General features: G+C 62.7%; 10 protein-coding genes. 1 reads left to right on the top strand and 9 read right to left on the bottom strand.

What is annotated here, in order from left to right; genetic code table 11:
- Positions 1–25 precede the first annotated feature (25 nt).
- From JC607_RS04490 to ccoN, 9 genes are all read right to left on the bottom strand, one after another.
- A complete protein-coding gene (locus tag JC607_RS04490; protein ID WP_198835746.1) occupies positions 26–883 on the bottom strand; it encodes a GFA family protein in 858 nt (285 codons plus the stop codon).
- Positions 884–1,171: 288 nt separating this feature from the next.
- On the bottom strand, positions 1,172–3,220 hold the full coding sequence (locus JC607_RS04485; RefSeq protein ID WP_198835745.1) for a dynamin family protein: 2,049 nt from the start codon (positions 3,218–3,220) through the stop codon (positions 1,172–1,174).
- A gap of 437 nt (positions 3,221–3,657) precedes the next feature.
- The gene (locus JC607_RS04480; protein WP_198835744.1) at positions 3,658–5,781 is read right to left on the bottom strand and encodes a dynamin family protein; all 2,124 of its coding nucleotides are present in this window, start codon (positions 5,779–5,781) and stop codon (positions 3,658–3,660) included.
- Positions 5,782–5,790: 9 nt separating this feature from the next.
- The gene (locus tag JC607_RS04475; protein WP_198835743.1) at positions 5,791–6,963 is read right to left on the bottom strand and encodes a GTPase; all 1,173 of its coding nucleotides are present in this window, start codon (positions 6,961–6,963) and stop codon (positions 5,791–5,793) included.
- A 35-nt stretch (positions 6,964–6,998) separates the two neighbouring features.
- Positions 6,999–9,032 (bottom strand): dynamin family protein, encoded by a 2,034-nt coding sequence (locus JC607_RS04470; protein ID WP_198835742.1) that lies wholly within the window; start codon positions 9,030–9,032, stop codon positions 6,999–7,001.
- A 1,140-nt stretch (positions 9,033–10,172) separates the two neighbouring features.
- On the bottom strand, positions 10,173–11,051 hold the full coding sequence (gene ccoP / locus JC607_RS04465) for a cytochrome-c oxidase, cbb3-type subunit III (protein WP_198835741.1): 879 nt from the start codon (positions 11,049–11,051) through the stop codon (positions 10,173–10,175).
- Positions 11,052–11,054: 3 nt separating this feature from the next.
- Positions 11,055–11,276, bottom strand: coding sequence for a cbb3-type cytochrome c oxidase subunit 3 (locus JC607_RS04460; protein ID WP_198835740.1), 222 nt, complete (start codon positions 11,274–11,276; stop codon positions 11,055–11,057).
- Between the two features lie 12 nt (positions 11,277–11,288).
- Positions 11,289–12,032, bottom strand: coding sequence for a cytochrome-c oxidase, cbb3-type subunit II (gene ccoO, locus JC607_RS04455; protein WP_198835739.1), 744 nt, complete (start codon positions 12,030–12,032; stop codon positions 11,289–11,291).
- An 11-nt stretch (positions 12,033–12,043) separates the two neighbouring features.
- The gene (gene ccoN / locus JC607_RS04450) at positions 12,044–13,648 is read right to left on the bottom strand and encodes a cytochrome-c oxidase, cbb3-type subunit I (RefSeq protein WP_198835738.1); all 1,605 of its coding nucleotides are present in this window, start codon (positions 13,646–13,648) and stop codon (positions 12,044–12,046) included.
- Positions 13,649–13,928: 280 nt separating this feature from the next.
- On the opposite strand from ccoN, the gene JC607_RS04445 reads away from it, so the two are divergent.
- Positions 13,929–14,774 (top strand): universal stress protein, encoded by an 846-nt coding sequence (locus tag JC607_RS04445; RefSeq protein ID WP_198835737.1) that lies wholly within the window; start codon positions 13,929–13,931, stop codon positions 14,772–14,774.
- Positions 14,775–14,777 lie beyond the last annotated feature (3 nt).

The raw sequence follows: 14,777 nt of genomic DNA, 5'->3' as shown, positions 1-14,777 counted from the left end.
CGCAGGACCGCGCGCAAGCCGGCCCTCAGCGCCCGCGACCGGCGAAAATCGCCTCAAGTTCACCCGTGGTGATCACCCGGCGCTCACCGGTAAAGGCGTAGAATTCCGGCTTTTCGTCATGGCTGATCTCGGCCGCAAGCCGCAGCCCTTCGGTCCGGTCCAGCAGCCCCGCCGAAAGCGAGATCATCCCCGCCATCGCATCGGGCGCGAGGTGGCGCGTCAGAACCGGCGTGCCGCAGGTCCGGCAAAAATACGAGACCTCACGCGCCGAGACCTGGTAATGCGCCAGATTGTCCCATCCCGCGAATTCCGTGCTTCCCGCGCGCAGCATGATCGTCAGCGCGACGCCGCCCGCACGTTTGCGCGACACCGCGTCATGGCTGGCAAAGACCATCGAGACCGGCTGGCCCGACCGGAAACTGACCTGGCCACAAAGACAGCGGCCAGTTGCGAGACCATTTTCACCTTCGGGAACCGGCGCGGACAGAAACCCCGGCAATGTGTCGCACGCCAGGTCCTGTGCACCCGCGACATGACGATACTCCTCAGATTCCGCAGAGATTTCCGGGACAGGCGTGGCGAGCTGCGGGCTTGCCGTGAAAGGCGCGCCTGCCTCTCCACCAAAGCCGAACGGGCATCTGGCGCCGACCCGGGTTGCATCCTTCATCGCATTTCCCTGACTGAACGCTGCTGGGGTGGTCTGCGCCGCGATCAGCGCGGCGACCATCGCGGATCGCGCCATTCTAGCCGCGAACAGTGGCGGCGTCACCATCCGAGGCAGACCGCAACGGTCAGGATGCGCTCCGGTCTCGCGCTCCGGTCGGGGTTCGATCTTGCGGCAGTCCTGGTCCGAGGTGATCTTGTCCTTGCAGGGGATCAGCACGCGCGGGGTCTGATGCAGCCGCGCACGCTTTCACGCAAGGCCTGGACAGCCTGTTGCCCCCAGATCAGCGCAGTGGCGTGGCCGATGTTGGGGATCCGGCCTTTCAGCGGAATATTCGGGTCCGTGACGCCCGGCCTGTCAATCAGGTCGCGATGTTGCAGAATGTCGGCTGCACAAAAAAGCCGGATACAAGCCTTGCTTTGCGGCGGAACAGAACCGCAATCCGCCAGACCAGGCGGATGCTGCGCCCCCCGGAGACGAGGCGCTCAGGGCCATCCCGACCGCCCGTCAATAGCCCCCCACGGCTTTGCGCAGCTCACCGGGATCGGGGACTGCTTCGGGATCACCGCCAGGCGCCTTCTCCGGTCGGATCGCGGCAGACACATTGGCAGGCAGCGACCCGAAATCGCCGCCTTCGGGATGTCGGTTGGCGAGATCAAGCACGGTCGCGGTCTGCTCAGCGAGGAAGTCATCGAAAATGCGCCTGATTTCTCGGGATACATCAATGACCTGGCTCTGTTTCAGATCATCAGTCGCCGAGCAGATCCCGGCCTCGATCAGGCTGCGATACGCGGCGGCAAGCGTGGCGGGGTTCCTGCGACGCAGCCACCAGCGCTTCCACCAGCTGCGGCGGAGGTCGATGGTGATGGTTTTGCCCATCACAACCGGCGGCGGCGCTTTGGGAACCTGCGGCGGCTCGATCCGGAACCCGTCGACCGCAAGCCCCAATGCGCCGGAACAGAGCGCGCTCAGATCACTTGCCACGCCATAGAACACCGTTTCCACCTGCGCGCGGGCCCGGGCCGAAAACCGGTCACAGGTCGTGCGCAGCACCAGCCGCAGCCCCGAGGAATTGAAGGTCCAGCTGTCCTTCGTGCCGGCTTTGCACAGATGATCGGTCAGAGCGTCGGTGGCGCGGAGCACATAATCCTGCTGCACCTGGGTCAGCGCCGGTGCCAGCTCTCCCTCCAGCCGGGAAAGCGTCTCTTCCAGTTTTTCCCGCGCACGACTGACTACGGCGTCGAGATCGCCGCGCAGCTGTTCCGGATCGACAGCTGTCAGCCGCCCCGCGGTATCGCGGCCGCTGACCAATGCCTTGCGGGCGGCCCTGGCGGCGGCGATATTGGCAAGCCTGCCGCGCATCGCCGCCAGATGGCGGGCGCCCGAACCCTCAACGATACGCTCATTGATGCTGCGCATCAGTTCGGGAATGCCCGACAGCTTCCACAGATGCGCCATGTTGCGCGGATCGGTCCCGACATCGCAATTGCGGGCCCAGTCGGACAGTGCGGTCTTGCCGTCTTCGTCACGATCCGGGCGCTCGCCCCGCAGCGCCATCGCCGCCCAGCGGGCCGAGCCGAATACCACCTTCACATCCCGCAGACGACCATAGGGGCGCAGCGTTTTGTGGATGCTCTCATAGATTCCGGCCACCTGCTCAGAGGGCGTATCGAGCTCGTCGATACGGTTGACGAACAGCACAACCTGACGCGATTCCGAGTTTGTAATCAGCCGGATCAGCGCAAGATCGGTGGCGTTCAGCGCCTCATGCGCCGAGAGAACCATGACACAGATCTTTGACCCGCGCAGCGCCTGGAGGGTGACCTGTTCGCGCAGGAGGAACCTGTCATTCACCCCGGGCGTATCGCGGAACAGATAGCTGCCGGAAAGCTGCGGCACATCCAGCCAGATCTCTGCCGATCTGGTGATATCCGCAAACTTGCCCTGCTGGCTTTGCGGGTTCAGCTGCTGATTGTCAGGGTCAGCGGCGCAGACATAGCGCCCGATCAGTTCGCGATCGACATAGCTGAATTTGTGGCTTTTGCCCGACAGCGGCTCGACATCCGCCGAAAGATGGCGGCGCGCGGTGTCGCGCATCATCCTGTCCCGGTCGCCGGGGTCAAAGAACCGGAACAGGGCACGGGTCCGGCGGCTGGCCTGCCGCGCATTGACATGCAGCTCAGTGACAACCGGGGTCAGGGCGGCCCCATCCTCCGGCATCAGGCCGGGCTGACCGCTGAGCACATTGACCAGCGCGGTCTTGCCGGCCTTGAGTGGCCCCACCAGCGTGACCGAGGCCTCGAAACTGTCGGTTTTCCCTGCAAGCGCCACGAGTTTGCGGCTCATTGCGCTGTCGCTCTCGCGCGCCCTGGCAAGGACGGTGTCCCGCAAGGTCTCAAGCGTCTGGAAGAAGGGCCTGATCACCTCGGCACCCTGGCTCAGCAGGTCGAGGTTCGGCGGGCGGTCCGGTCCGGAGGACGTTGTTTCGACAGAGGCCGATCCGGAAAGCGCTGATCCGGCGATGGCACCATTTGCGGCGGATTGAATGTCTTTCATGTTCCCCTTCCCCTGTGCGAAAGCACAGATCGCAGCATCGCAAGGACAGCTGCGTCCCGAAGGGGGCACAATCTGCCTGAAATTCCCCGGGGATCAGGAAACAGGCGGGCCGCCGGCTGAGGACAAAGAACCAGAAAGAGCAAAAACCGCTCCGACACGAGAACCATCACACATCCGGAGAAGCCGGCCAGATGACCTCCTCCTCGTATAAGATGAAATTGTCCCGGCTTTGTGAAGAATTTATGGATCTCTGGTGGATTTTCTATGTTCCGGAGTCACCTTTCAGCCGTCTTACAAGCCCTGAAAAACGGCGGGACTCACAACGGAGAATGGCGGGAACCGGCGGTCTGAAAACCCGTTCCCGCCATATCCGGCTCCCCGGCCAACCAGCCTGGTGTACCAGGCCGTCCGTCCCCCGGTCAGGGGCTGCCCGTCTGTCAGGCCGCAGCGGCGGCCCGCGTCACATCCGCCTGCGCCAGCGCGCTTTCCACGGCTGAAAGGTTGATCAGCCGGCGCTCCAGCACCTCCATCTGGCTTTGCAGCCGGTGGACGATGCGGCGGCGGAAATCGGGGTCATTCACGACCATTTCGAATTCCACCATGTCTTTTTTCAGCCGGTGCACCCGCTCATTCAGCGAGAGCTCGAACATCCGGAGCATCACGCGGAGCCGGTCGATGCCGGCATCCGCGCGTTCCACCTGGGCCTCATTGAAGGCGGCCAGAAGTTTTTCCATCGGCGGGCGCAGCTCTTCTGCCGCGATCATCCGCAGCGCGGCAAGGCTCTTTTCGACATTGATCCCGGGCCGACGCCAGAAAGCCCAGCTGCGATTCGAGATGAAATTCACCCTGAGCGACCGTTTCGCCAGCGTCAGCGTCGAGACAAATTCATCATAGGGCAGATCGGAAAGGTCGATCCCCTCGGCCCGTTCCTGGAAGCGGTCTTTGATGGTTTGCTGGCACGATGACAACCCGTTCGAGAGCACCACATCGGTGCCCGCGCGCGAGTTCCTCCAGGCCGATGTAAGCTCGCGCTCCATGACCTTTTGCAAAGGCGAGAGGTCGATTTCCATCGCCCGCGCCGTCTCGCCACGCAGCTTTCCGGCCATGATCCGTGCCTCGAATTCCGGCTTCTGATCTTCGATAAAGCTCTCGATCATACCAATCAGCCGGGTTTCCAGCCTGGACCAGGACCTGGTCAGGACCTTCTCGATCTGCACTTCGGCATTCTCGACATGGCCTTCCAGCTCGGTCTGCACCTTGCGGATGGCGTCGATCTCCAGCTGAAGATCCTCGATCGCCATCGTGGCGACCTCACTGTTGACGCTGCCGGCCTGGGTTTGCAGCGACGCGCGTTCGCGCCGCGCCACAAACAGCGCGCCATTCAGCTCGGCCCGGATATCGGCCTTGATCTGCGCCATTTGCGACCGGCCAACGCCTGAATCGATCAGCTGCGACAGCGCCACTTTCACATCGCGCATGCCAGAGGCGAGCATCAGCCGCTCGCAGCGGTCATCGGGCAGATAGCCGTAGCGCGAATGAATATAGCGCGCGAGGCGGGTGTCATCGAGGGCGGCGCGATCGGCCTCGGCCTCTTCCCCGTCCTGGAGCGTCAGATCCGCCATCCAGGCCGAACCGGCCACGATGGTGAAATCAATATCCGGGATCGCTCCGCACAGACGCCGCGAGACATCTTCGATCACGCGCGGCACATCCGTGTCGTAATCGTCCAGCTCGTCGATCCGGTTCACGAAGACCAGGACATCCTTGTTATCCTGTTTCGCGAGGATCCGGATCAGCGCGATATCGACATCGGTCAGCGGCTGATGCGCCGACAGGACGATGACAAAAACATCCGACTTGTCGAGGCTGCGACAGGTGAATTCATCGCGCACAAGGAAGGGGTCATTCACGCCGGGCGTATCGGTGATGATGGTCGGCACCTGGAATTCCGGCAGCCGCATATAGACATTCGCGACTTTGGTCAGCATCGCATAACGCCCTGCCGCCGTCGGATCGGTCTCATCCTCGGCCCCGGCGCAGACATAGCTCCGCAACAGATCCGAGGAGATATAATCGTAATCATGTGCCGTCCCCAGGAGATCGGCATAGCGCTTGCCAAGCCGTTCCTCGGCGCGCCGGCGCATCTGGTCGCTTTGTTCGCGCAAAAGCTGGGTGTCAAAGCCCGGCAGCAACTGTTCGGTCAGCTTGCGGATGCGGCTGTCGCCATTGACGATCTCGTTCCAGTCAGCATTGCCGAAGAATTCGAATTTGGCCCCCATCACCGGGTCGCCGGGCAGGTTCACCCTTATATTGGTGACGACCGAAGTCCAGGGGTTCACATCCGAGGGCAGGAAATCATGGCTGTAAAGGAAAGCGTTCAGAAAGGTCGACTTGCCCGCCTTGACCTGACCGATCACCGCGACTTTTGCGGCCCAGTTGTCCAGCCGCTCGCGCAGCGCGCGAAAGCCCGGACGCATGTCACGGCTGATGACCTTGTCGATCCCGTCAAGGGAATCCCGAAGAAAATTCAGTTCCTGGCGCTGGTTAGGTGCAATTTGCATGTCAGCTCCTCACTCACAAAAATCCGCAGAGAAACCGGCACGTCCGGCACCACTGGCAGAGCCACTATTCACAGAGTTACTATTCACAGCGCCGGCCTGGGCGGGCTGCGCATCCAGCCGGGCGATAAAATGATCCACAGCGGCGAGCAGCGATTCCGGATCGCTGTGGTCAACGCTCTGGCTCATTTCGTTCCAGAGGCTGCGCGCATGCCCGCTCTCTGCTCCGGCCAGCGCGGCGCGGACCAGAGCCGCGCGTGCCGGAGGCGGGGTTTCGGGCGCGGTTTCGGGCGGGGTCTCCTCCGGGCGACGGTTCCGCACGAGCTGCAGGACATTGGCCCCGACCGCACCGCGCGGTGATGCGGAAAGATCGGGGGTCTCCCCGGCTTCATTCTGCGCTTTCAGGGCAGGAGCGGGCTGCGGGTCCGCAGCCCCGGTCGCAACGGATGCGGCCGCCGGCTCGGGCGTCGTGACGCGCACCGGCACCGAGGCCGCGAACTGGCCGATCAGCGTATTGGGCGCTCCATCCTGCCGCACACTGCCGCTGACGATACGCAGACGGGCCGCGATGCGGTCAAGATCTTCGCGCTGCAAGAGCGACGCCATGAGGAAGCTCTCGAAAAACGCGCCGGCCTCGCGCTGGACGCGCTGCAACACGCGGTCAGCCATGGCCGGGCTGCCCAGCAGATCGGCATGGGTCACCACCATGGTCGCATTCTGCCGCAGCCGCGCCGGCATCGCCTGCCAGACCGCCTTTTCGCTTTGCCGCCAGGCCTGGGTTGCATTGGTACACCAGACCACGGCATCGGCAAATTCCAGCATGCGCTGCCAGGTCTCGGCCGCCATATTCGGATCGGAATTGCCGGGCGTGTCGATAATATCCATCCCGGTCAGGACCGGTGCCGGATGCGCCATCACGCAATATTGGGTCTTTTCCAGATCGACAGTGTTCAGATCGGCCAGCGGCTCGCCCCGCCCCGAAAAGCCGACACGGATCAGCGCCGGTTCGCCGCGCACCAGCCAGACCGGCGGCAGCGCGGTCGCGGTGACATTCGACGGCAGCACCGGGCCGCCGATCAGCCCGCCGACCAGCCCGTTGATCAGCTGGGTCTTGCCGGCGCTGAATTCGCCCGCGATCAGGATGCGCGGCTTGCGCTGCACCGGAGCACCAGGGCGTTCAGCCACCGGATCGGCCGGTTTCCTGCGGTTCCAGAAGCTCCTCACGCCGACAACCTCCGCATCTCGGCCAGACGGGCGAGACTGGTCTCATCCGACTGCCCGGCCTTGTTCTCGTCCGGCCCCTTTTCATGCAGCCGCTCCAGCAGCGCCTCGCAGAACCGGCTCTGATCCAGCGCAAATCCGGTGACGATCTCGCGCGTGGCCGCGACCGCCGGATCAAAGAAATCCGTCAGCAGATTGTCGATCAGCGGCTGGGTCTCTTCGATAATCAGCGCACGGTATTTCTTTTCGACCTTCTTCGCCTGGCCAAAGCGCAGGAAGCGCCCGGCCAGCCTGCCGGTCGCACCGGTATCCCAGATCCGATGCCACCACGTCCCCTGAAGGTCGAGCGACAGCGTGCGGGCCAGCACGGTCGGCGCGCTATGTTGCTGCTGTTCCGGAAAATCGATGCTGGCGGCATTGCGATAGACGCCCAGCTCGTTTTGCAGCACGTCCTGCACCGCATCGAGCACCGATTCAAAGCTGATCTCGCCCTCGCGGCGCAGCCTGGCACAGGAAGAAAGATAGGCCGTGCGCATCATCATCCGCAGGCCCGTCGGGTCGTGATCCCAGGAGCCGGTCTCGCCAAAGGCCTGGATATGCGATTGCAGCGCCTCGACCGCGGAATCGACAAAGGTTTCGCGGGCGCGGGTCAGGCGTTCGTGCAACGCGATGCGCAGATCGACGGCTGCCGCGTCAAAGGTGGTCATCACCTTTTGCAGCGCATCTGCCACCTTCAGCATCAGCTCTTCCTGGCTGATGGTCAGCACCGCCATCCCGGCATCGCGCAGCCGCGCCGCCGAATCCACCGCTTCGCTCATCTCGATGATGAGTTTGATCTCGGCTTCGATGTCTTTCAGGAAAGCCGCCCCCGGGCCATCAATCACACGTTCGGCAATCAGCCGGTGCAAGGCGGGCACGCCCGAAGCCTCGAACGCCGCCTCGCGCAGCGCCTCATGGTCGGTGATATCCAGATCGGGATTCAGCTGTTGCAGCGAGGCAAGGCTGCGCGGCATCAGCGCGCCCTCGCCCGAGATCGCGAAATTCGCCCAATAGCCCGAGCCGAACAGGATCGAGATATCCTGATCCAGCCCCAGCCGCGCCAATGTGCGGCGGATCGAAGCGCGGATCTTTTCCTCTTCGGCCTTCGGATCAGCCAGCTCGTCGATCCGGTTGACGAAGATCACCACTTCGCGCGCCTCGACGGCACAGATGATGCGCAGAATCGCCACATCCATGGTGGAAAGCGCCTGATGCGCCGACAGCACAACGACGCAGACCCGGCTGTCCTGGATCGCGTTGAGCGTGATCTGCTCGCGCATCATGAATGTGTCGTTCACGCCGGGCGTGTCGCGGATACACAGGCCCGACGGCAGCCCTTCGGCGTCAATATAAAGATCGGCGGTCTTGGTGATATCGGCATAGACCCCGTCGCCCGATGCGTCCTTCAGTTCGGACGGGTCACCGTAGCAGATGTAGCGGTTGATCGTTTCCTTATCGAGGTCCGGGAAAGAATGGTTCGACCCGATGATACTGGCGAAATCCGCCCCCAGCCGCGCCTCGGTGCTCTGGCGCATCTGCGTGACCTGCGCGCGCACCTCATCGGCTTCCTGCTCGAATCCGGCGCGGGTGGCCATCTCGCCAAGCCGGCCCCCGGTTGCGACCAGCCGGTCCCATTCATGCTGGTCGAAAAAGCGAAACAGCGCGCGGGTATTCATCGGCCGGTGCCGGCTGTTCAGATGCAGCGCGGTGATCACCGAAGTCCAGGGGTTCACATCTGATGGCAAGAGATCGGTCTCGCCCACCAGCGCATTGACCAGCGTGCTTTTCCCGGCCTTGATCTGGCCAATCACCGAGACCGAAGGCTCAAAAGACCGGATTTTATCCAGCACCCGGTCAATCGGCTCTTCGACAAAGGCCAGCGAGTAATCGTAGAAATCCTCGACCGCCTTCTCAAGATCCGCCAGGCGCGACCAATAGCGGTTGAGTTCTCCGAACCCCTCGCGGTGCTTCAGCCTGATGTTACCCTTCGTCATGAAGGCCTCTCAAATTTGGTGCGGACAGGCCGCTTACAGAAATCAAAGCCGGACCAGCCCCTGCATGCCAGCGCTGGTCCTGCCGGGCGCTACAGGGCTTGGGCATGCGCTTCGGAGGTGGTTTCGCATGCCATGTCCTGTCCGGGATCCCGACAGATCCCGACACTGTTGCCGGCGCCACTCCCCGCCCGCCGCGATCTGAACTCTGCCGGCTGCCGGCTGGACAGGCGCGCGAAGAGATCCGTCTGCCCCAAACGCCGTGCTCTGACCGCCACAACAATCCGTTGGCTGCCCTCTTCCTCAAACTGCAAAACCTGGCCTGACATTTGCCCGCCCTGACTCGTGACTGAACATGGTCAGAGCATGTCCATTGTTTTGGGCTCAAATCAGGCAGGTTCGCGGTGCTTTCAGGACGGCGCGCCCGGAGGATCAGGTGAGAAATTAATATTTTTATTTGAAATATTAGTTAGTTAATTGAATACGCCTCCCTCCTCGCCCCGGTCACTGCCGCCACGGCGCCGCCACTATTCACCGGCCCGGCCCCCTCAGGTTGCAAGGGCCGCAAACACTCGCCCGCCCCTGTCGGAGAATCAGAAAACAGCGCCCCTGCGCTCTCAGCCGGCGGGATTGGTGAAGACCCTGGCCCGCCACATCGCGAACATGGCCGAGGTCGCCCGGTCGGGACCTGCAAACGGGTTATCTTCCCTCTCACCGCCCTGTCCGCAGCCGCAGCGGGCGCGGGCAGCGTCTCACATCTCGCCCTGGTTCACCGCCGGGGCCTGGCGTCATCTGCGTCACCTATTTCGCGCCCGAGGGCCTCACGACCCTGTTGCAATGCCTCACAGGCTCTCTCATGCCCCGTCGCAGCGATGCGCCGCTCGGCTTCGATCCCTGAGCCCTCCAGGAAAAAGCGGCCCGCAAATGACCGGCGTCACATTGCCTGAAGTCTCCGTCCTGCACGCCACCTTTGAGGTTCGCAGGGTGAAACACCTCGCTTTTCCGGGCATGCCCGGGTGGCGCGCTCGTCCTCGATGGCGAAGAGACCAGCCGCAGTCCCGGGAAAGAAATGGCGCACCGGGGGCCGGGCAGTCTCTCCCATCCCGGATATGAAAACGGGCCCCGAAGGGCCCGTCTCATGTATCACTCGCCACCGCCAAGACTGTGAACATACCAGCTGACCGCGCGGATATCGGCCTCGGACAGCCGCCCCGCCCAGTCGGGCATCACCCCGAACCGCGCATTGTTGACGCTATAAGTGATCGCCTCGCGCGAGCCGCCATAGAGCCAGACCGCATCGGTCAGATCAGGGGCGCCCTGTTCGCGGTCGCCCTTGCCGGTCTCGGCATGGCAGGAGGAACAGTTATCGGCAAAGACGGTCGCCCCCGCAGAGGCCAGCGCGGCGTCATGCTCCTGGCCCGAGAGCTGCAGCACATATTCCACCACTTCGGCGATCTGCGGTTTCTCCAGCAGCTGATCCTTTCCGAAAGCGGGCATCTGGCTGTAGCGCGCATCCGGATCGGTCGTATTGCGGATCCCGTGGCTGACGGTCTGATGGATCGCCTCCATCGAGCCGCCCCAGAGCCAGTCATCATCCAGAAGGTTCGGATAGCCGAGGCTCTGCACGCCCCCTGCCCCCGCGCCATGACACTGGACGCAATTGGTGCGAAACACGGCAGCCCCTGCGTTTTCAGCAAAAGCCGCAAGCTGAGGATCATCGCCGATCGCATTCAGATCGGTCGCCACCAGCTTTTCACGGTTGCCGGCATTCCTCGCATTCCAGTCAGCGATCTCTGCCGCGACATTGGCGCGTTCGTTATTGCCGATCACACCCTGCGTCGCACGGGTCAGCAAAGGCCAGGCCGGATAGGCGATGGTATAACCGATGCCCCAGACGATACAGGCGTAGAACACCCAGACCCACCAGCGCGGCATCGGGTTGTCCAGCTCCTGGATGCCGTCCCAGTCATGGCCGGTGGTCGGAACGTCACGTTCGGCTTTGGTAATCTTTTTGGCGCACATGAATCACGCCTCCGTCTGCTGGCTGTTGCGGGGCTCCGCGGGGCCCGCCGCGGAATTTTCAATCCGGGGGCGGTCCTCATTGCGGAAAATCGAGCTGGCAATCTCGTCATGGGTCTTCCGGCTGCCCGGGCGGAAGGCCCAGAAGGCGATGCCGACAAACATCAGGAACATAAGCAGAAGGCCCCAGCTGTCGGCGGTGGCGCGCAGGAATGAATAGAGTTCCATCCTTTACCCTCCTCAGCGTGTCGGATCCGGGGTGAAGGTCGAGAAATCGACCATCGTCCCCAGAACCTGCATATAGGCGATCAGCGCATCCATCTCGGTGATCTTCGGCGAGCCGTCAAAGTTCCGGACATTGACCGCACGGCCGAAAGCGGCCTCGCCGTAACGTGCCTCCAGGCCGGAACTGTCGGCATCCGGATTGGCCTGGGCCAGGAAATCGGCCTGCGCGTTTTCGATCATCTCATTGGTATAGGGGATGCCGACGATGCGGCTCGCCTTCAGGGAATCGGCGATATATCTGCCATCGATCACCTTATTCTTCAGGAAACCATAGGGCGGCATCAGGCTTTCCGGCACCACCTGTTTGGCATCGGTAAAGTGATCCACATGCCATTCATCCGAATAGCGCCCGCCCACCCGGGCCAGATCCGGCCCGGTGCGTTTCGATCCCCATTGATGCGGCTTGTCATACATCGATTCGACGGCAAGGCTGTAATGGCCATAGCGCGTCACCTCGTCCCGCATCGGGCGGATCATCTGGGTGTGGCAGTTATAGCAGCCCTCGTTCTTGTAGACCTGCGCACCCGCGAGTTCGAGCGGGGTATAGGGGCGAACCCCTTCCACCTTCTCGATGGTGTTCTCGAGATAGAAAAGCGGCACGATCTGCACGAGACCGCCGATCGCGACCACGATAAAGGCCAGCACCATCAACAGCGTCGCGTGGGTTTCGATCTTTTTATGTTTGTCGAGTATGGACATTTAACCCTCGCTCACGCCGCCGGAATGGCGTTGTTGGCATTGACAGGTGCTTTCGCTTCCTGACCACGGACGGTCATCCAGAGGTTCCAGCACATGATGAGCGCGCCCCCCATGTAAAGAAGCCCCCCCAATGTGCGCACCACGTTCATCGGATATTTGGCGCCCACGGTGTCGGCAAAAGCGTTGACGAGGAAGCCATTGGCGTCGACTTCGCGCCACATCAGGCCTTCCATGATGCCAGACACCCAAAGCGCCGAGGCGTAGAGAACGATCCCGATCGTCGCCAGCCAGAAATGCCAGGACACCAGCGCCAGGCTGTAAAGCCGCTCGCGGTTCCAGAGCCTCGGCGTCAGATAGTAAAGCGCGCCGAAGGTGATCAGCCCGTTCCAGCCAAGCGCGCCGGAATGAACGTGACCAATGGTCCAGTCGGTGTAATGCGACAGCGAGTTCACCGATTTGATCGACATCATCGGGCCCTCGAAGGTGGCCATACCGTAAAAGCCAAGTGCCACAACCATCATCCGCAGAACGGGGTCGGTGCGCAGCTTGTCCCAGGCGCCTGAAAGCGTCATCAGACCGTTGATCATGCCCCCCCAGGACGGCATCCACAGGATGATCGAGAACACCATGCCGAGGGTCGAGGCCCATTCCGGCAGCGCGGAATAATGCAGGTGGTGGGGACCGGCCCAGATATAGAGGAAGATCAGTGCCCAGAAGTGGATGATCGACAGTTTGTAGCTGTAGACCGGGCGTTCGGCCTGTTTCGGCACGAAATAATACATCATCCCAAGGAAGCCTGCGGTCAGGAAGAAGCCCACCGCGTTATGGCCATACCACCACTGGATCATCGCATCCTGCACGCCGCCGGTGACCTGCACCGAGGTCGACCCGAAGATCGAGACCGGGATCGCCATGTTATTGACGATATGCAGCATGGCGATGGTGATGATGAAGCCGAGGTAGAACCAGTTCGCCACATAGATATGCGGCTCTTTGCGCTGCATCACCGTGCCGGCATAGACCGCGAGGAAGGCGACCCAGACGATGGTGATCCAGATGTCGATATGCCAGGCGGGTTCGGCATATTCCTTGGCCTGGCTGCCGCCCAGCACATAGGAGCTCGCCGCCAGGATGATCATGAGGTTCCAGCCCCAGAACACGAACCAGGCCAGATTGCCGCCCCAGAGCCGCGTGGCGCAGGTGCGCTGCACCACGTAGAACGCGGTACAGATCAGCGCATTGCCCCCAAAGGCAAAGATCACGGCGCTGGTATGGAGCGGGCGCAGACGCCCGAAATTGCCGATCCCCTGGAGGAATTCAAAATTCAGCCAGGGCCAGGCCAGCTGGCTCGCGATGACGACGCCGACCAGAAAGCCGACAACGCCCCAGAAGGCGGTGGCAATCACGCCGGCGCGGACGACGCCGTCCAGATATTCGTTTTTGTTGACGATCTTCGGTTCACCAACGCCGCGCAGCAGCACCACAAAGGTGATGGCGGCGGCCAGCATGACCGTGATCGCATTGACCTGATAAGCCAGATCGCGCGCGAAATTGGCCGCGATCGCGGCGAGAACCGCGATCAGGCCAAGCGCGATCAGTTTGACGTAATCCCACATAAGGCGTTCCCTCGTCTTATATCCACGGCGTCTGAGGGGGGGTTGGATCCCCCCTGACAGACCTCCGGACTGTCTGCCTTGTGCTATAGACGTGGGGCGCGCGCCTTGATCTGCGTCAACACGTCCAGGCGCTGTGGCATCTTGCCACGGCCTGAAACACAGCATCGGACACGGCATCGGACACGCACGGGAATTTGACCTCCATCAAAGCGGAACCCGGGCCGGGCCTCTAGCGTTATGGTTGTGAATGAACCTCCGACAACCCTGCGGGAGACGGGTCATGGCCTATAAATCGCTTCTCACCATCGCCAGTTCAGAGACTGGCACGCGCACCGCCGTCGATGCGGGGACGAAGCTCGCGCTCGCGATGGATGCGCATCTTGAAACGCTCGCGCTCGGGGTGGACCGCTCGCAGCTGGGTTATGCCTATATCGGCACCGGTGCGGTGATCATGCAGGTGGCGATGGAACGCGCCGCCGAAGAGGCGGCGCAGCACGAGAAATACCTGCGCGCGGCGCTTGAAGCCCAGGGCCAGGACCTGCGCTGGTCGCTTGATTCGGCGGTCTGCCAGCTGGGCGCTCTGGGAGAGCTGGTCGGCGCCCGCGCGCGCTACAGCGATCTGGTGGTGTTGCCGCAACCCTATGGCGATGACCAGGGCGCCGAAGGCGAGGCGGTGCTTGAATCCGCCCTGTTCGACGGCGCGGCGCCGGTGCTGGTGCTGCCCGCATCCGGTCTGCCCGCGGCTTTGCCGAAACGGGTCGTCCTGGCCTGGAATCAAAGCCGCGAGGCAATGGTGGCCGCGCGCCGCGCGATGCCTTTGCTCAAGCGCGCCGAACAGGTGGTGATCACCGTGGTCGACCCATCGGCGAACGGGCCCGAACGATCAGATCCCGGTGGCAATCTGTGCCAGATGCTGGTGCGTCACGGGGTCAGGGCCGAGGTTTCCGTGCTGGCCCGCACGCTGCCGCGCGTCTCGGATGTGCTGGCGCGGCAATGCCAGGATATTGGCGCCGATCTGCTGGTGATGGGGGCCTACGGTCATTCCCGGTTCCGCGAGGCGATTCTCGGCGGCGCCACCCGCAATATGCTGGAAAGCGCCGAAGTCCCTGTTTTCATGGCACATTAAGCG

Source organism: Paracoccus sp. IB05 (assembly GCF_016405985.1).
Lineage (GTDB): Bacteria > Pseudomonadota > Alphaproteobacteria > Rhodobacterales > Rhodobacteraceae > Pseudogemmobacter.
The sequence above is the reverse complement of the archived record's forward strand: the minus strand, read 5'-3'. Positions and strand labels throughout refer to the sequence as shown.

Coding starts and splice junctions, on each gene's coding strand:
- ccoN (WP_198835738.1), bottom strand. CDS start 13,648: ATGTGGGATTACGTCAAACTGATCGCGCTTGGCCTGATCGCGGTTCTC.
- ccoO (WP_198835739.1), bottom strand. CDS start 12,032: ATGTCCATACTCGACAAACATAAAAAGATCGAAACCCACGCGACGCTG.
- ccoP (WP_198835741.1), bottom strand. CDS start 11,051: ATGTGCGCCAAAAAGATTACCAAAGCCGAACGTGACGTTCCGACCACC.
- JC607_RS04445 (WP_198835737.1), top strand. CDS start 13,929: ATGGCCTATAAATCGCTTCTCACCATCGCCAGTTCAGAGACTGGCACG.
- JC607_RS04480 (WP_198835744.1), bottom strand. CDS start 5,781: ATGCAAATTGCACCTAACCAGCGCCAGGAACTGAATTTTCTTCGGGAT.
- JC607_RS04485 (WP_198835745.1), bottom strand. CDS start 3,220: ATGAAAGACATTCAATCCGCCGCAAATGGTGCCATCGCCGGATCAGCG.
- JC607_RS04460 (WP_198835740.1), bottom strand. CDS start 11,276: ATGGAACTCTATTCATTCCTGCGCGCCACCGCCGACAGCTGGGGCCTT.
- JC607_RS04470 (WP_198835742.1), bottom strand. CDS start 9,032: ATGACGAAGGGTAACATCAGGCTGAAGCACCGCGAGGGGTTCGGAGAA.